This window comes from Micromonospora sp. NPDC049101 (assembly GCF_040648675.1).
Taxonomy (GTDB): Bacteria; Actinomycetota; Actinomycetes; order Mycobacteriales; family Micromonosporaceae; genus Micromonospora.
The window spans coordinates 527,986-545,866 of record NZ_JBEZED010000001.1 but is presented as its reverse complement, the minus strand read 5'-3'; the positions used below and the strand labels follow the sequence as shown (position 1 = coordinate 545,866).

The following is a 17,881-nucleotide window of genomic DNA, read 5'->3' as shown; positions in this document are numbered from 1 at the left end:
GAGATCTCGATGAGCGCCATCAGCCCCATCGCCCCACTGTCGGTTCGGCGCGAGATGATGACCGACCCGACACTCGGCGCCGGCAACTTCCTCCAGCGTGCCCTTGAGCTGAACCCGAACCGCAACGTGCCGTACGCGTACAGCCACTCGACCGACCACCGGGGCGCCGTCGTCCTGCGTGGTCACAGCCTGGTGGATCTCGCCGCGCTGCGGGACCGGTACGCCAAGTGGTACTGGGCGAACGGCGTCCGTCCGGGCGACCCGGTGGGTGTCCTGGTCGCCGAGGGACTTGAGCCGTTGCTCCACTACTTCGCGCTCACCTCGCTCGGGGCGATCCCCGCGATGGTGAACGACGCGATGCCGACGAACGGCGCCGTGCGGTACCTGGACCACGTGGGCGTGGTCGGCGTGGTCTCCGACGACCCGACCCGGCTGGTCGCGGCGTACCGGGCGAACCAGCGCAAGCCGCGGTTCGTCGTGCCGGCGGCAGAGATCCGGGCGTACGACCCGCAGCCCGGTGAGCTGCCCGAGTGGTTCCCGTACCAGCACAAGGACGACGAGGTGGTGGCGCTCATCCACTCCTCCGGCACCACCGGCACCCCGAAGTCCACCATGCTGGCCCACAAGCAGTTCTGGAACGGCAAGCAGCCCCGCATGGTGCGGTTCCCGGCGGAGTCGTACGACAAGCTCATGTCCCTGATGCCGCACACGCACGCCGGCGGCCTCAGCTACTTCCTGACCACGACGCTGCTCGGTGTACCGACGGTGGTGATGGGGAACTGGCGGCGCGAGGTCGTCGAGCCGGTGATGGAGGCGTTCCAGCCGTCCATGGTCGCATCGTTCCCGCGCACCTATGTGGAGCTGGCCACGGGTGACCTGCCGGTCCGGGGCGCGGCGAAGGTGCACAGCTGGTTCAACACCGGCGACGGCGCGCACTACGGCCACATCCGTCGACTGGTGACGCTGGGCGAGCGGCCGGCGGGGCTGATCAAGCCGTGGCTGCTGCCCGACGAGAAGGCGGAGCAGCCCGCGCTGCCGGGGTCGCAGTTCATCGACGGACTGGGCTCCTCCGAGATGGGGATGGCGCTGTTCGGACAGGTGACGACGCCCGAGTCGGCCCGCAACGACCGCTGCGTCGGCAAGCCGCTCGAGGTCGTCCACCGGGCCGCCGTCCTCGACGAGGAGGGTCGCGAGCTGCCCGACGGCACGGTGGGTCTGCTCGCCGTGCAGACCCCGTCGCGTACCCCGGGCTACTGGAACGACCCGGTGCTGACCCGCTCGTTCGAGCTCAACGGGTACTGGTTGACCGGTGACGTGGCGTACCGCGACAGCGAGGGCAGCTTCTACCACCTCGACCGTACGGTCGACGTCATGGACACCGCGTCCGGGCCGGTGTACAGCCTGCCGATCGAGGAGGTCCTGCTGGCCGACTGCGCGGAGCTGTTCTGGGACTGCGCGGTGGTCGGTGTCGCGTCGGCCGATGGGGCCGGTCAGGTTCCGGTCGCCACGGTCCGGTTGCAGCAGGACGCCGGCGACCCGCCGCTGGGTGAGCTGCTGGAGCACGCCAACAAGGCCCTGACCGAGGCGAACCTGACGCCCCTGGCGGCGCTGCTGGTGGCCCGCACCGACGCGGACTACCCGACCGGCGTCACCGGTAAGTCACTCAAGCGCGAGCTCAGGACCCGGCTGTCCACCCTGCTCACGGATCCCGCGCGTCGGAGCGAGTACTCCGACTGACATCGACGAACTCGCCGCTCTGTGCCCGATCAAGGGCACAGAGCCGGTCGGTCGCGTCCGGGTGGCCCAGGTTTGACCGCCCTTTGCTCGCACCGCTTCAGACCTTCAATTCAGACTCGGGGAGACGAAGAGCTGTGACGGAGAGCGACACCACCACGCTGTGTGTCATCGGAATGGGACCGCGAGGGTTGTCGGTGACCGAGCGGGTCGCTGCCAACGCCGCCGTGACCGGACAACGCGTGGTATTGCACGTCGTCGACCCGCACATCGGTGCGGGCGGACGGGTCTGGCGGTCCACCCAGTCGCCGGTGCTGCTGATGAACACGGTCGCCTCCCAGGTGACCATGTTCACCGACGAGAGTGTGCAGTGCGACGGCCCGATCCGGCCCGGACCCAGCCTGCACGAATGGGCCAGACTGGTCACCCTGATGGAGTCGGTGGACCGGTACCCGGAGGCGGTACGGGACGAGGCCAGGCAGTTGGGTCCGGACTCGTACCCGACCCGCGCGTTCTACGGGCACTATCTGCAGTGGGTGCTCGACCATGTGATGCGTACCGCCCCGGCCCACATCTCGGTGCACCTGCACGCCGACACTGCAGTCGCCCTGGACGACGCGCCGGACGGTACCCAGTCGGTGACCCTCGCCGACGGGCAACGGCTCACCGGGATCGATTCGGTGGTGCTCACGCTCGGGCACGTCGACATGGCGCTGAGCGGTCCCGAGGAGGAACTGGTCGCCTACACCGAGGCGCAGCGGGTGACCTATCTGCGCACCGCGAATCCGGCCGAGGTGGACCTGGACGTGATCGCACCGGGTCAGCGGGTCGCGTTGCGCGGCATGGGGCTGAACTTCTTCGACTACATGGCGCTGCTCACCGTCGGGCGCGGCGGACGGTTCGTGCCCGGCGACGACGGGTTGACCTACCGGCCGTCCGGCCACGAGCCGCTGATGTTCGTCGGCTCACGCCGTGGTGTCCCGTACCACTCCCGGGGCGAGAACCAGAAGGGCGCCTTCGGGCGGCACATGCCGCTGTTCCTCACCGTCGAGGTGATACGCGAGCTGCGGGATCGGCACGAGGGCGGCGACCCGGTGGAGTTCGTCTCCGACGTGTGGCCGTTGGTCGACCGGGAGGTCCGGGCCGTCTACTACCACGCGCTGATCGCCGCCCGGGACGGGCAGGAGGCGGCGGACTCCTTCCTGTGGGAGTTCTGCCAGTGGCAGACCACGACACCGTCGGTCGACGAGAAGCTGCTCCGGCACTCCCGGGTGCCCGAGTCGGACTGGTGGAACTGGGACCGCGTCGCCCAACCGTACGGTGACCAGGAGTTCCGTAGTAACCGGGAGTTCCAGGACTGGCTGCTCGGGTATCTGCGCCAGGATGTCGTGGAGGCACGGCTCGGTAACGTGCGGGGTCCGATGAAGGCCGCCCTGGACGTGATGCGGGACCTGCGCAACGAGATCCGGCTCGTGGTGGACCACTCCGGCATCACCGGCGGCTCGTACCGCAGCGAGTTGCAGTCGTGGTACACGCCACTGAACGCGTTCGTGTCGATCGGACCGCCGCCGAGCCGGATCGAGGAGCTGATCGCGCTCATCGAGGCCGGCGTGGTCAACGTCATCGGACCGGGGTTGACGGTCACTCCGACCCGGCACGGGACGGGGCTCGTGGTGAGCTCCAGCCAGATCCCGGACTCGACGGTGGAGGTGTCCGCGCTCATCGAGGCGCGACTGCCGGAGGTGGACATCCGGTCCACCGAGGACCCGTTGCTGCGCAGCCTGGTGGCTCGGGGACAGTGCCGCCCGTACCGGATACCGGACCCGGAGCGGGGGGAATACCAGACGGGGGCGATGGCGGTGACCCGTCGACCGTGTCGGCTACTCAACAGATCCGGTCGAGTTCACCTGAATCGGTACGCACTGAGCATACCGACCGAGACCGTACACTGGGCGACCGCGGCGGGCATCCGACCGGGCGTGGACTCGGTCATCCTGGGTGACGCCGACGCCATCGCGCGGGCCTGCCTGGCCATCCCGGCCGTTCCCCAGGTGCCGTCGACGATGTCGACACCCGTCGCGTCCTGACCGGTCCGCCAGAGAGGAGCCGTCGTGACCACCAGCAACGACCACAGCGTAGATCCGGGTGCCGACACCGGCCTGCTCAGCCCGATGTGGGCCGGTGCCGGCCTGGAGGGGCTGCTGTCCGACGAGGCGTGGGTGGCGGCGATGCTGGAGGTCGAGGTCGCGCTGGCGCGGGTACAGGCCCGGCTCGGGGTGATCCCGCCGCCGGTCGCCGAGGTGATCGCGCGGGTGGCCGCCTCGGCCCGCCTCGACGTCGCCGACATCGCCCGCCGGGCCCGGGGCGCCGCCAACCCGGTGGTCTCCTTCGTGCAGGAACTCACCCGTGCCGTCGCCGAGACCGACCCGGACGCGGCGGAGTACGTGCACCGGGGCAGCACCAGCCAGGACATCCTGGACTCGGCGAGCATGCTGCTCACCGCCCGGGTCCTGACCCGGATCGAGGGGGACCTGGCCCGGGTGGCGGAGGCGCTGGCGACCCTTGCCCGGGAACACCGGGCCACACCGATGGCCGGTCGCACCCTCACCCAGCACGCGACGCCCATCACCTTCGGTCTCAAAGCGGCCGGCTGGCTCACCCTGGTACTCGACGCGGTCGACCGGGTCCGGCAGGTCCGCGCCAGCCTGCCCGCACAGCTCGGCGGGGCGGCTGGAACGCTCGCCGCGTACGAGGAGTACGCCCGCTCGGCCGGGATCACCGGCACCCCCGGCGGCCCCGGACACGGCGTGGACCTGCTGGCCGGGTTCTCCGCCGAGCTGGGCCTGCGTGAGCCCGAGGCGCCGTGGCACGCCCAGCGCACCCCGCTCGCCGACATCGGATGGGCGCTGGTGGTGGTCACCGGCGCGCTGGGCAAGCTGGCGGTGGACGTCCTGGGTATGTCACGGACCGAGGTCGCCGAGGTGGTGGAGCCGGCTGCGCAGGGCCGGGGGGTGTCGTCCGCGATGCCGCAGAAGCGCAATCCCGTACTGGCCACCGTCATCGTCGCGGCGGCCCGGCAGGTGCCCGGGTACGCACTCATGCTCGGGCAGAGCCTGCTCGCCGAGGACGAGCGGTCGGCCGGCGGCTGGCAGTCCGAGTGGCAGCCGTTGCGGGAGGCGCTGCGACTCGCCGCCGGTGCGGCCGGCAACGCGGTCGAGCTCACCGAGGGGCTGACCGTGTTCCCGGAGCAACTGTCGCGCAACCTGGCGATCACTGGCGGGACCATCGTCTCGGAAAGACTCAACGTGGCCCTCGCGCCGCGGCTCGGCAAGGTCGTCGCGAAGCAGTTGCTGGCCAGGATCTCGCTGGAGGCGGCGTCCGGGGGCGGGTCCTTCGACGACCTGTTGGCGGCGGCACCCGAGCTGGCCGGGAGCCTCGGCGAGGACCGGGCAATACACGACCTGCTTGACCCTGGCAACTATCTCGGCGCCGCCGAGGACGTCGTCGCCCGCGTGTTGCGACGTCACTATGTTTCGTACGGCCAAGAGGACCGATGACTGCCACAGTGCAAGAAGTACCGCACGATGTGCGGAATCAGCAGCCCTACCAGTATGTACGAACTCCACTCGTCGAACCCGACTGGCGCCGCTTCCCTGGCTGGCGGGACGTCACCGCCGAGCAGTGGCGCGACGCCCAGTGGCAACGCGCGCACTGTGTGAAGAACGCCGGACAACTGAGCGCGGTGGTCGGCGGTCTGCTCGACGACCACGTCTATGACGATCTCGCCGCCGACCAGAAGCACTTCGCCACCATGTCGATGCTGCTGCCACCGCAGATGCTGAACACGATGGCACCGTACGACCGGACCGACCGGCGTGCCTACAGCGAGGCATTCGTGGCCGACCCGGTCCGCCGGTACATGCTTCCGCTGCACAGCGACCGGGACCCCGACGGCCCGAGCCACCCGTACGCCGAGCGTGACTCGCTGCACGAGGCGGAGATGTGGGTGGTGGAGGGCCTGACCCACCGGTACCCGACGAAGGTGCTCGCCGAGCTGGTCTCCACCTGCCCCCAGTACTGCGGCCACTGCACCCGGATGGACCTGGTCGGCAACTCGACCCCGCAGATCGAGAAGCTCCGGCTCACCCTCAAACCGGCGGACCGGCAGAGCCAGATGATCGACTACCTGCGTCGTACGCCGGGCGTGCGTGACGTCGTGGTGTCCGGCGGCGACGTGGCCAACGTACCGTGGCCGCAGCTTGAGGCGTTCCTCATGCGGCTGCTGGAGATCGAGTCGATCCGCGACATCCGGCTGGCCACCAAGGCACTGGTCGGCCTGCCGCAGCACTGGCTCCAGCCCAGCGTCCGGGAGGGGCTGGCCCGGGTGGCCGGTACCGCGGCACGCCGCGCGGTCAACCTGGCCATCCACACGCACGCGAACCACGTGCAGTCGGTGACCCCGCTGGTGGCCGAGGCGGCCCGGGCCGCGTTGGACGCCGGTGTCCGGGACGTACGCAACCAGGGCGTGCTCATGCGGGGCGTCAACGCCACCGCGACCGACCTGCTCGACCTGTGCTTCGCGTTGCAGGGCGAGGCGAACATCCTGCCGTACTACTTCTACATGTGTGACATGATCCCGAACGCGGAGCACTGGCGGATCGCCGTGTGGGAGGCGCAGGAACTGCAACACGACATCATGGGTTACCTGCCCGGGTACGCCACGCCTCGGATCGTCTGCGACGTCCCGTACGTCGGTAAGCGTTGGGTACACCAGGTGAGTGAGTACGACCGCGAGCGCGGCGTCTCGTACTGGACGAAGAACTACCGGACCGGGATCGAGACGGCGGATTCCGGCGACCTGGAGCACGGGTTGGACCGTCGCTACGCCTACTACGACCCGATCTCCTCCCTGTCCGACTCCGGTCGGCGCTGGTGGCGGGAGCACGGCCAGTTCGACGACTGACCGGGGCGGGTAGGGCGGCAGACAAATCAGCGGCAAGCGGAAAGAGGGTTTGTGGTGGACATCCAGGAGCTGAACCGCCGGGCGGTGCGGCAGAGCGTGGAGATCGTCTCCAGTGCGCGGGAGGAACAGTGGGATCTGCCCACCCCGTGCGCGCAGTGGAGCCTGCGGCAGTTGCTGGCCCACATGACCGCCCAGAACAACGGCTTCGCGGCGGCGGCGGACGGCGAGACCGAGGACGATTCGGTCTGGCGGGAGCAGCCGGCGGCCGACCCGGGCGGTGACTACCTCCGGTCGGCGGAACGGGTGATCGGCGCGTTCGACGGACCGGACGTCATGCGCCGAGAGTTCTGGCTGCCGGAGATCCGGCGGGTCGGCGGCTTCCCGGCCCGGATGGCGATCAGCTTCCACTTCCTCGACTACGTGGTGCACGGGTGGGATGTGGGCGCCGCGCTCGGTGCGCCGCCGAAGTTCGACGACGACATCGTCGAGGCGGCGTTGGAGGTCACCCGACGGGCGGTACCCGTCGGTGCCTCCCGCAGCCTGCCGGGTTCGTCGTTCGCGCCGCCGCTGCCGGAAGAGGGCTCGGACCAGGACCGTCTGCTGCGGCTGCTCGGTCGGTCCCCGGCCTGGCCGGCCTGACCGTGGGCGCGTCCACCCGGGACGTGCTCGGGCGGCTCAGACACCCGATCGTCGCGGCGCCGATGGCCGGTGGCGCCTCGACCCCCGCGTTGGTCGGTGAGGTTTCGGCGGCCGGCGGCCTGGGTTTTCTGGCCGCCGGTTACCGGTCGCCGGCCGACCTGCGGGCCGTGCCGACGAGGCCAGGGTCTGCTCTCGGGCCGGTGTCGATGTGTTGGTTGTCCAGGGACCCGAGGCTGGCGGGCACCGCGCCTCGTTCACGCCCGAGCCGTCGCAGGGGAACGGCGTCGGCCTGATACCCCTGCTCGCCGAGGTCCGCGACGCGGTGGACCTCGACCTGATCGCGGCAGGCGGCATCATGGACGGTGGTGCGGTCGCCGCCGTACTGGCGGCCGGGGCGGGCGTCGCGCAACCGGGCACGGCGTTCCTGCGTACCCCGGGGGAGCGGCGCCCATCCCCGGCACCAGGCCGCCCTGGTGGACCCCCGGTTCAGCGGCACGTCGGTGACCCTCGCGTTCTCCGGGCGACCCGCGCGTGGCCTGACCAACCGCTTCACCCGGGAGGACGGGAACACCGCCCCGTCGGCCTACCCACAGGTGCACCATCTGAGCGTGCCGATCCGAAGGGCCGCCGCCGCGGCCGGCGATCCGGACGGGATGGCGTTGTGGGCCGGCCAGGGGCACCGGTTCGCCCGGGACCTTCCCGCGCGGCGGCTGGTCGAGGTGCTGGCCGCGGAGGCAGCCGAGGCGGCCGCGCTCAGGGCGGGGCGGCTGCGCCCGGTGCCCGGTCAGCCGGGGGCGTCCCGATGACCGGCCTGCCGGCGAGCATCTGACTCTGTCCACGGAACTCGGCGATCACCACGCCGTCGGTACGGCGAACGGTGACGTCGTAGATCCCGGCGCGCCCGAACCGGGTCCGCTCCACCGCCTCGGCCCGCAACTCGTCGTCCACCTCGGCCGGTCGGAGGAACGTCACCTGGGCGCTCTGGGCCACGGTGACCGGGCCGTAGGTGTTGCAGGCGAAGGCGAACGCCGCGTCGGCCAGGAGGAACAGATAGCCTCCGTGGGCCATCCCGTGTCCGTTGACCATTGTCGGGGCGACCCGCATCCGGACCTGTGCGTACCCTGGGCCGACCTCCTCAAGGTCGATGCCCAGCGTCTGGCAGGTGAGGTCGGTGGCGTAGAGCTCGCGGGCCCGGGCCTGCGCGGTGGCCCGGACGTCCGCGCCGTTGTCCCCCCGCTTGTCCAGGGTGGTCGGGTTGTCCGTCGACTTCGGTGCTCCTGCCGAGGTCGCCCCGCCCGCGCCGGGCGTCGTGTCCGTTGTGCCGGCCCGCGTGCTCACCGTGCCGAACCGGTGGTGGTCCGGCCCAGGAAGACCAGGATCGCCACGACGCCGAGGAACGATACCGCGCCGGCCACGATGCTTGTCGTGTGCATCGACGTGATGAACGCGTCGTTCGCCTGGTCGACCAACTGGGGGAGGTTGTACGACTGGGCCGCGAGCCGGGTGGCCTCGGCCGAGGCGCCCGCGGCCTCCTGTGCCTGCGTTGGCAGGACGTCCAGGCTGGGTGCGACCTCGTCCTGGTAGACACCCGACAGCACCGAACCGAGTACGGCGACGCCGAGGGCGCTGCCGACCTGACGCATCGAGTTGTTCGCGGCCGAGCCGGCGCCGGTGCGCTCCGGGGGCAGCGTGGCCATGATCGCCTCCGTGGTGGGGGCCATCACCGCACCCATGCCGAGGCCCTGGGCCACCATCAGCACGCAGAACCAGATGATCGGTGTCTCCAGCGTGAAGAAGACAAAGCCGAAGAACGTGCTGACGGCGAGGAGCATGGCCAGCGCGACGACCGGCCGGAGGCCGAACCGTTGCACCAGCCGGACCGAGAGCGGTGCTCCCAGCACCACCCCGATCGCGACCGGGGCGATCGCCGCGCCGCTCTCCAGGGGTGAGTACCCCCGTGCGCCCTGAAGATAGAAGTTCGAGTAGTACATCGCGCCGGCCAGTCCGAAGAAGGTGAGCATCACGGACACGCTCGCTCCGGTGAAGTGCCGGTTGCGGAACAGCCGCACGTCGAAGCAGGGGTGCGGCACCCGTAGCTCGACGAAGACGAACGCGGTGAGCAGGACGACGCCACCGAGGATCGGGCCGAGTACGTGCGGCTGCGTCCACTCGTTGCGGTGGCCACCCTCGATCACCCCGTAGACCAGGATGAAGATACCCACGGTGGACAGCAGTACCCCGAGCGGGTCGAAGCGCTGCTGCCGGCTGCTCTCCGCCTTGGGCACCAGCCAGAGCGCGCCCACGATCGCGGCGATGGCGAAGGGTACGTTGATCAGGAAGATCGATCCCCACCAGAACTGCTCCAGCAGTGCCCCGCCGACCAGGGGACCGGCCGCCACCGCGAGCCCGCTGGCGGCGGAGAACACGCCGATGGCCACCGCCCGGTGTCCTCCGATGAAGACCCTCGCGACCAGTGCCAGGGTCGCCGGCATGATCAGGGCACTGCCGATGCCCATCGCGCCCCTGGCCACGATGAGCTGGGTGGTGTCGGCGGAGTACGCCGCCCAGGCGGATGACACGCCGAAGAAGGCCATGCCGAACAGGAACAGCCGTCGGTGACCGAACCGGTCGCCGAGCACCCCGCCGGTGAACAGCAGCCCGGCGAAGACCAGCGTGTACGAGCTGATCGACCACTGTAGCTGGCTGGTGGTCGCGCCGAGCCCCGCCACCGGATCGGCCAGTGTCTTGAGCGCCACGTTCAGGATTGTGTTGTCGAGCCAGGCGGTGAGCTGCGCGATCGTGAGCACGGCCAGCGTCAGCCACTGCCGTGTCGTCGGTGGCCGGACCGCCGTCGCGGCGGCGGGCGACCCGGACGGCGAGTCCGACTGTTTCTGCGCTGTCATGGAAATCCAATCTCGTTCGGTAGCGACGCCACGGCACAGTGTAGGTGCAGGGGTGCCCGGTTTGCTCTCCCGATGTGCGTCCTCGCGGGGTGCGCCGGCGCCGTTTGTCATACGCGGGTCGGACGCATCCGATGGCCGGCACAGGTCAGGCAACAAATCGCCGCCGGCGTGACAGGTGCGGTTTTACCGACACTCTGTCTACTCGCCGCAGTGCGGTCCGATGTCGATCGGTTAATGCTCCCCGAGGATGCTGCCGGGGTCCGTTCCACCGGGTGTCCCAGATGCTGGCCATGATCATGAGTGAGTCGGGATGGTGACAGTTTCTCGTCGAGTGGGGCCACTTTCCCGTGGGTGGGGCGGGCGAATCAACCGCTGCCATGAAACAAACCGACACATCCGGCGTCGATGTGATGTTTGTCACGTGCTTGGGTATGGCTGCCCGGCCGTCCGGGCGGCATCTTGCCCCGGCCATTGAATCCCCAGTTCATCGCGTTGCGGAAGGGTTTCGGTTCGCGCCCGGTGTGGCATCGAAGGGTGTTTTGGGAGGGAAGTAGCTGAACTGACATGGGCTCTGAATTGTGAGTACGTTCATGTGTCGGAACGGGTCGCTTCCGTGGCGATCCTGCGTGGAGACGCTCGCCGCCAGTGCCGGCGACCTCAATCCCGACGTCCGTAGGGGGACCGATCTTGACTGTCAATCCGCCCTGGTACCAGCAGTTGGCTGACACCCCACTGTCCGAGCGCGCCAGCGTGCTCGAGGCCCTCGTCGTGGCGGAGTTCAAAGTCTGGCTCCTGATGGGCGACTCGGACGTCTTCCCGCTCGACGAGAGCTACTTCGGGCTCGGGCTCAGCTCGCTCGGCGCGACCGAGATTCAGCAACGACTGGTGGCCGGGCTCGGTCGCCCGATCAACGCGGCGAGTTTGTTCAATAATCCGACAGCGGCCCATCTGCTCACCTACCTGCGCACCGAGGTGCTGGTGGATCTGTTTCCGCAGACCTCGTCGTCTTCTGGCAGTGCGACGGCCCCGGTCGAGAGAGACGTGGTGAAAGTGCCGGCGTCGTACAGTGACGGCCACACTTCACCGAAAGACCTACTCAACGACATGCTCAAAGACCTTTACTCTTCTTGACCGCGGGGTTGACTGATCCATGGGGGATGACATGACGGCGATGGCTTCGCAGATCCGGAATGACGACTTGGTCCGAAAGCTCTTGATGGAGAAGTACGAACCGATCGCCATCGTGGGCATGGGTCTGCGGCTACCCGGAAACAACGAGACCCCGGAGGAGTTCGCCGAGTTCCTGCGGGCGGGGCGATCGGGCACGGGTCCGATTCCCGACGATCGCTGGGACGTTCAGGGCCTGTACAGCGACGATGCGGCGGAGAAGGGCAGGGTCCTTACCGCCGGGGGCGGATTCATCAGCGGAATTGACCAGTTCGACCCCAAGTTCTTCAACATCTCGCCAAAGGAAGCGGCCTACGTCGACCCGCAGCACCGGTTGGTGCTCGAGTGCGCGTGGAAGGCGCTGGAAGCGGCGAACATCGATCCGGCGACCCTGCGTGACAGCAACGGCGGCGTCTACATGGGCATCAGCTCGATGGACTACACCATCGAGGTGGACCGGCTGGACCCGACCGAGTTGACCTCCCACATCGCCGCCGGTACGGCGCACAGCGCGATGTCGGGACGGTTGTCGTACTTCCTCGGCTGGCGCGGCCCGTGCATGAGCATCGACACCGCGTGCTCCTCCTCGCTGGTGGCCCTGCACCTGGCCGCCCAGGGACTACGGCGGGGCGAGTGTGACATCGCCCTGTTCGGCGGGGTGAACGCCGTCCACCACCCGCGTAACCACGTCGTGTTCTCCCAGGCCAACATGCTCGCCGCCGACGGCCGTTGCAAGACGTTCGACGACAGCGCGGACGGCTACAGCCGCAGCGAGGGCTGTGCAGTGATGGTCCTCAAGCGACTCTCCGACGCCCGGCGCGACGGTGACACCGTGCTCGCGCTGGTACGCGGTTCGTCGGTCCGGCAGGACGGCGAGAGCGGTGGCCTCACCGTACCCAACGGCACCGCCCAGGCCATCCTCATGCGCGAGGCGCTGGCCAGCGCGATGCTCGAGCCCGGTGACGTGCAGTACGTCGAGGCGCACGGCACGGGGACGTCGCTCGGCGACCCGATCGAGATGGGTGCCATCGACGCCGTGCTCTCCGAGTCGCACGCGGACCGGCCGGTGATCGTGGGCTCGGTCAAGACCAACATCGGGCACATGGAGGCCGCCGCGGGCGTCGGTGGCGTGGTGAAGACCGTCCTTCAGCTTCAGGAGGGGGTCATCTACCCGCACATCAACCTGGAGACCCCGTCGCGCCACATCCCCTGGGACCGCTACCGGGTGACCGTGCCGACGAAGCAGGTCACCTGGGAGGGCGCCCCGAGGCGGGCACTGGTCAACTCGTTCGGGTTCGCGGGCACCATCGCGACGGTCGTCCTCGAGCAGGCACCCCCGCCGCCGGCCTCCCCGACGTCCGCCGTCGCGCCCGACGACGAGCTGCTCTTCACGCTCTCCGCGCGCGGCCAGTCGTCCCTGCGGGCGCAGGCCGAGCGGTACCGTCGCTTCCTGGACGAGCAGGCCGACGTCGACGTGGCCGACCTCTGCTACACCAGCAACGTCGGTCGGACCCACTGGAACGCGCGGCTGGCCGGCACGGTGTCGTCGCGGGCCGACATCGAGGCGCTGCTGGACAGCTACCTCGCCCAACCCGAGTCGGATTCCGGCGCGGAGGGCGAGTTCCGGGGCGGGAACGTCGCGTTCCTGTTCACCGGTCAGGGCTCCCAGTACGCGGGCATGGGGCGCGCGCTCTACGCCCAGTACCCGGTCTTCCGAACCCACCTGGACGAGTGCGACCGCCTCTTCACGCCGGCGCTCGGTCGGTCGATCAAGGAACTCGCCTTCGGTGAGGCGTCCGGCGACCCGCAGGACATCAACCAGACCGTCTACACCCAGCCGGCCCTGTTCGCGCTCGAGTACGCCATCGCCCAGTTGTGGATCTCGTGGGGTGTGAAGCCGACCGTGCTGCTCGGGCACAGTGTCGGCGAGATCGTCGCCGCCACCATCGCCGGGCTGTTCAGCCTGCCGGACGCGATCACCCTGGTCGCCGCGCGGGCCCGGCTGATGCAGTCGGTCACCACGCCGGGCGGCATGGTGGCGGTACGGGCCGCCGCGGAGCAGGTGGCTCCGCTGCTGGCGGGGTACGCCGACGTCAGCTTCGGTGCGATCAACGCACCGAAGCAGTGCGTCGTCTCCGGCGGCACCGAGTCACTGGCGAAGATCACCGAGGAACTGCTGGCCCAAGGGATCACGGCGAAGCAGCTACCGGTGTCGCACGCCTTCCACTCGCCGCTGATGGTCGAGGTGTTCGACGCGTTCCGCGACGCGATCAAGGACGTCACGTTCCGCGAGCCCGAGCTGAGTTTCGTCTCCAACCTGACCGGTAAGGTCGCGAGCCTGACCGACGTCGGCAACCCGGACTACTGGGTACGCCACATCGGCGAGCCGGTGAACTTCGCCGCCGGCATGCGCTTCGTCCAGACCCGGGGCCGGCACGTGTTCATCGAGGTCGGCCCGTCCGCCGCGCTGACCAGCATGGGCAAGCGGTGCGGCGACCCGGCCCCGCACCTGTGGCTGTCCAGCCTGACCCCGAAGGACCAGGACGGCTCGACCATCCGGGGCGCGCTGGCCCGCTGCTACACGTCCGGCCTGGCGATCTCCTGGTCCGGTTACCACGAGGGCCGGCGTCGTCGCCGGATCACCCTGCCGACCTACGTGTTCGACAAGCGGCGCTACTGGTTGCCCGTGCCCAACCGCGGCGGCATCTTCGCCCCGGCCGGGACGCTGGCCACGGCGAGCGACCGGCACCCGCTGCTGGGTACGGAGGTCTCGACCGACGCGCAGCGCGCGACGGGAGAGCGTGAGTTCTCCACTCAACTGCACCCGACGAGTCCAGCCCACCTCGCCGACCACATCGTCATGGGTCAGGTCGTCTTCCCCGGCGCGGGTTACGTCGAGGTTCTGCTCGCGTTGCAGGACGCGGTGTTCGGCGAGACCGGGCGCCTGGTCCAGGACGTCCGCATCCTCGAGCCCCTGTTCCTGCCCGAGGAGTCCCCCACCGAGGTGCGTACTCGACTCCGGTCGGACGGGGATGGGCGGTGGCAGGCCGAGATCGTCAGCCGTATCGCCGCCCGCAACGGCGCCATCGAGCGCCGCCACGTCACCGCCACGCTCGGTGGCCCGCCGGAGAACGCGGTCACGCTGGCCGACGTCGTCAGCCGGCTGCGGTCGACCGAGCGGGCCTGCGACACCCCGGTCGCCGTCCACCGGGCCGACGACATCTACGCCGACTTCGTCGAGTTGGGGCTGCCGTACGGGCCGGAGTTCCGGCGCATCCGCACGGTGGCGCAGTACGCCGACGGGTTCGCGATCGGGGATCTGCGGGGCATCGACACGCCCGCGGTCGGGACCCTGCCCGCCTCGGTGCTGGACTGCGCCATGCAGACCCTGGCCGGGGTCGCCGAGCTGGGCGACACCTACCTTCCGGTCGGATTCGGCAGCGTCGAGCTGCTGAAGAAGCCCAAGGGCGACCTGCGCACCCTGCTCCAGCTCAACCTGCCCGGTGACGCCCAGGACGGGGTCGCCGCGTCGGAACTCACCGCCGACATCGTGGTGCTCGAGGGCGACCGTCCGGTGTTCGTCGTACACGAGGTGCGGCTCAAGCGCGTCGCGAACACCTCGTCGGACGGTGGACGCAGTCTGCTCCACGAACCCCGCTGGCTGCGGCGTTCGCTGGTCGCCGCGAAGGCGGGTGCCGAGGGACGCGGTGACGTGCTCGTCCTGCACCGTACCGAGGCGGAGTTCGCGTCCGTGGCGCCGTCGTTGGCGGATTCGGGCGTACGGCTGCGGTTCGCCACCGATACCGAGCAGGTGCGCGCGACTCTCGCCGCCGAGCCCACCTTCACCGACGTGTACTGGTTCTGGCGTGCCGCGCCCGACCAGGTCGGTGCGGAGCGCCTGCGCACCGAGACCGAACGCAACTATCGGGACCTGCTCACGCTGGTCGCGCAACTGGACGGCCTCGGGCTGGGCCGGGAACTGCGGGTCACGCTGGTGACGCAGGGCGCGCAGTGGCTGCCCGGCGACGTCGCCGACGACCGTACGGACGAGAGCCTGGTGGCCGCCTCCCTGTGGGGCTTCGGCCACGTCCTGCTCAACGAGTACCCGACGCTGCGGGCGACCCTGCTCGACCTGCCCCCGGTCAGCGCCGGGGTGGACTTCCAGCCGCTGGTGGACGAGCTGCTCACCGGGGACACCGGCGGCGGCGAGTTCCAGGTGGCCTACCGGGGTGGCAGCCGGTTCGTGAAGCGGGTGCTTCCGCAGGCCGGCGGCGCCGGCAACGACGACAACTTCGAGCTGTCGATCGTGGAGTACGGCCAGTTCGCGAACATCAAGCCGGTCCCCGTCCAGGACGTCGCGCCCACCGGTGACGAGATCGAGGTCCGGATCGAGGCCGCTGGTCTCAACTTCAAGGATGTGCTCAACGCTCTCGGCATGCTCAAGCAGTACGCGCTGGACAACGGGATCGAGTACAAGCCGCTGCCGCTGGGCTTCGAGGCCGCCGGTACCGTCGTCGCGGCCGGTCCGGACGCGGAGTTCGCGGTCGGCGAGGACGTCGTGCTCAGCCAGCTCGGTTGCATGCGTAAGCGGATGACCGTGTCCTCGGGGGTGGCGGTCCGCAAGCCGTCCGGGATCGGTTTCGCCGAGGCCGCCGGGCTTTCCGCCGCGTACGTCACCGCCTACTACGCCCTGCACAACCTCGCGAAGATCAAGTCCGGCGACCGGATACTCATCCACGCCGCCGCCGGCGGGGTCGGCCAGGCGGCCGTGCAGCTCGCCCAGCTCGCGGGTGCCGAGGTCTACGCGACCGCCAGCCCGCGCAAGTGGCCGCTGCTGCGGTCGCAGGGCGTGCGGCACATCATGAACTCGCGCAACCTTGAGTTCTCCGACGAGATCCTGCGGATCACCGAGGGGCGCGGCGTCGACATCGTGCTCAACAGCCTGAACAAGGAGTACGTCCCGGCCGGGCTGCGCTGCCTCGGGCAGGACGGCCGGTTCGTCGAGCTCGGCAAGATCGGCATCTGGTCCACCGAGCAGGTACGGGCCGAGCGTCCGGACGTCGACTACCACAACTTCGACCTCAGCGAGTTCCCGCAGGACGAGCTCAACCGCCTCAACAAGCAGATCCTGCAAACGGTGGTGGATCTGGTGGAGTCGGGGCAGGTCGGCGCGCTGCCGACCGTCGCGTACTCGCTCGACGAGGTCGAGGAGGCGTTCGGGGTACTCAGCCGGGGCGCCAACACCGGCAAGCTGGTGCTCACCCTCGGCGACACCCGACCGGTGGACCGGCCGCTGACGATCAGCCCGGACGAGACGTACCTCATCACCGGTGGCCTGGGTGCCCTCGGTGTGGTCACCGCACGTCGGCTCGCCCAGGAGGGCGCCCGGCACGTGGCGATGGTCAGCCGGCGACTCGTGGCTGACGAGGAGTTGGCCGCGCTGACCACGGCGATCGGTGCGGACGTGCGGGTCCGCGTGCACCAGGGCGACGTGGCCGACGCCGCCGACGTGGACCGGATCATGGCCGCCATCGCGGAGTCGGACGCCCCGCTCGGCGGGGTCATCCACGCCGCCGGTGTGCTCGCCGACGCGCCCATCGCCAACCAGAGCTGGGAGAGCTTCGAACGGGTGCTCAGCCCGAAGGTGTACGGGACGTGGCTGCTGCACCGGGCGGCCGCGGCCGTACCCACCGTGAAGTTCTTCGCGGCGTACTCCTCGATCGCGTCGATCATCGGTGCGGCCGGCCAGAGTAACTACGCCGCCGGCAACGCCTTCATGGACGGACTGATGCACTGGCGGGTCGCCCAGGGGCTGCCCGGGTTGAGCGTCAACTGGGGACCGTGGGCGGAGGTGGGCATGGCCGCCAACCTGACGTCGGGGCAGATCAAGAGCATCGAGGAGCGTGGCGTCAAGTTCGTCAAGCCCGCCGAGGCCACCCGGGCACTGGTCAGGGCAATGGGCCGTACGGCGCCGCAGAGCATCATCTGCGAGTTCGAATGGGAGAAGTTCGCCGCCGGTCAGCCGGTGGCCAACGCGCTGTTCAAGCAGGTTCTGACGACCGAGGTGGGACCGGCGCAGACGATCGACCTGGACGAGTTGATGAGCCTGCCCCGAAGCGACCGGGACGCCGCGATCCGGTCGTTGCTGCGGGCGAAGGTCGCCGCGGTGCTGCAATTCGACTCCCTCGACGACATCGAGGCCGACGCCAGGTTCGTGGAACTGGGGCTGGACTCGCTGGCGGCGGTGGAGTTGAAGAACGCGCTCGAATCGGTGTTCCGGGTGCCGCTGCCGACGTCGATCCTGTTCGACTACCCGGCCGTCGGGACGCTGGCGGAGTTCATCGGCCAGCAACTGGCGCCGGTCGAGTCCGAGTCCGGGACCGAGTCGGAGACGGACCAGGTCGACGTCGAGGACCTCGACGACAGTGCGGCGGACGCGGAACTCGACGCGCTGCGCGAGTTCATCTAGAAGCGA

The 17,881-nt window shown here is 69.6% G+C and carries 11 protein-coding genes and 1 pseudogene; 10 read left to right on the top strand and 2 right to left on the bottom strand.

Annotation, left to right across the window (positions count from 1 at the left end; genetic code table 11):
• The first annotated feature begins 9 nt into the window (after positions 1-9).
• From AB0B57_RS02460 to AB0B57_RS02425, 8 genes and pseudogenes are all read left to right on the top strand, one after another.
• Entirely contained in the window at positions 10-1,737 is a 1,728-nt protein-coding gene (locus AB0B57_RS02460; RefSeq protein WP_357064390.1) for a class I adenylate-forming enzyme family protein, read from the top strand.
• A 173-nt stretch (positions 1,738-1,910) separates the two neighbouring features.
• Positions 1,911-3,821, top strand: a complete 1,911-nt coding sequence (locus AB0B57_RS02455) for an FAD/NAD(P)-binding protein (RefSeq protein WP_357064503.1) — start codon at positions 1,911-1,913, stop codon at positions 3,819-3,821.
• 24 nt (positions 3,822-3,845) lie between these two features.
• On the top strand, positions 3,846-5,291 hold the full coding sequence (pcaB, locus tag AB0B57_RS02450; protein WP_357064388.1) for a 3-carboxy-cis,cis-muconate cycloisomerase: 1,446 nt from the start codon (positions 3,846-3,848) through the stop codon (positions 5,289-5,291).
• Positions 5,288-6,697 carry a lysine 2,3-aminomutase gene (locus AB0B57_RS02445; RefSeq protein WP_357064385.1) on the top strand — a complete coding sequence of 470 codons (1,410 nt, stop codon included), beginning with the start codon at positions 5,288-5,290 and terminating at the stop codon, positions 6,695-6,697. The genes pcaB and AB0B57_RS02445 overlap by 4 nt, the downstream gene beginning before the upstream one ends.
• A 51-nt stretch (positions 6,698-6,748) precedes the next feature.
• Complete coding sequence (locus AB0B57_RS02440) at positions 6,749-7,336, top strand: TIGR03086 family metal-binding protein (protein WP_357064382.1); 588 nt, start codon at positions 6,749-6,751, stop codon at positions 7,334-7,336.
• A gap of 2 nt (positions 7,337-7,338) precedes the next feature.
• On the top strand, positions 7,339-7,629 hold the full coding sequence (locus tag AB0B57_RS02435; protein ID WP_357064379.1) for a nitronate monooxygenase: 291 nt from the start codon (positions 7,339-7,341) through the stop codon (positions 7,627-7,629).
• Positions 7,560-7,709, top strand: a pseudogene (locus AB0B57_RS02430) (nitronate monooxygenase); the annotation flags it as partial. The gene AB0B57_RS02435 and the pseudogene AB0B57_RS02430, both read left to right, overlap by 70 nt.
• Positions 7,699-8,142: a nitronate monooxygenase gene (locus tag AB0B57_RS02425; protein WP_357064376.1), complete on the top strand. Its 444-nt coding sequence runs from the start codon at positions 7,699-7,701 to the stop codon at positions 8,140-8,142. The pseudogene AB0B57_RS02430 and the gene AB0B57_RS02425, both read left to right, overlap by 11 nt.
• On the opposite strand, the gene paaI is transcribed toward AB0B57_RS02425, so the two are convergent.
• Together paaI and AB0B57_RS02415 are read right to left on the bottom strand one after the other, a co-directional pair.
• Complete coding sequence (gene paaI / locus AB0B57_RS02420; RefSeq protein WP_357064373.1) at positions 8,090-8,674, bottom strand: hydroxyphenylacetyl-CoA thioesterase PaaI; 585 nt, start codon at positions 8,672-8,674, stop codon at positions 8,090-8,092. The two genes, AB0B57_RS02425 and paaI, sit on opposite strands and share 53 nt — an antisense overlap.
• Entirely contained in the window at positions 8,671-10,239 is a 1,569-nt protein-coding gene (locus tag AB0B57_RS02415; protein WP_357064370.1) for a DHA2 family efflux MFS transporter permease subunit, read from the bottom strand. The genes paaI and AB0B57_RS02415 overlap by 4 nt, the downstream gene beginning before the upstream one ends.
• Before the next feature lie 687 nt (positions 10,240-10,926).
• Here AB0B57_RS02415 and AB0B57_RS02410 point away from each other — a divergent pair.
• Together AB0B57_RS02410 and AB0B57_RS02405 are read left to right on the top strand one after the other, a co-directional pair.
• On the top strand, positions 10,927-11,370 hold the full coding sequence (locus AB0B57_RS02410; protein ID WP_357064367.1) for an acyl carrier protein: 444 nt from the start codon (positions 10,927-10,929) through the stop codon (positions 11,368-11,370).
• Positions 11,371-11,455: 85 nt separating this feature from the next.
• Positions 11,456-17,875 carry a type I polyketide synthase gene (locus AB0B57_RS02405; protein ID WP_357064364.1) on the top strand — a complete coding sequence of 2,140 codons (6,420 nt, stop codon included), beginning with the start codon at positions 11,456-11,458 and terminating at the stop codon, positions 17,873-17,875.
• The last annotated feature ends 6 nt before the right edge of the window (positions 17,876-17,881 follow it).

Excerpts from the sequence above, each read along its gene's own strand:
- AB0B57_RS02455 (WP_357064503.1), top strand. The coding sequence starts at position 1,911 with ATGGGACCGCGAGGGTTGTCGGTGACCGAGCGGGTCGCTGCCAACGCC.
- AB0B57_RS02415 (WP_357064370.1), bottom strand. The coding sequence starts at position 10,239 with ATGACAGCGCAGAAACAGTCGGACTCGCCGTCCGGGTCGCCCGCCGCC.
- AB0B57_RS02405 (WP_357064364.1), top strand. The coding sequence starts at position 11,456 with ATGGAGAAGTACGAACCGATCGCCATCGTGGGCATGGGTCTGCGGCTA.
- AB0B57_RS02445 (WP_357064385.1), top strand. The coding sequence starts at position 5,288 with ATGACTGCCACAGTGCAAGAAGTACCGCACGATGTGCGGAATCAGCAG.
- AB0B57_RS02460 (WP_357064390.1), top strand. The coding sequence starts at position 10 with ATGAGCGCCATCAGCCCCATCGCCCCACTGTCGGTTCGGCGCGAGATG.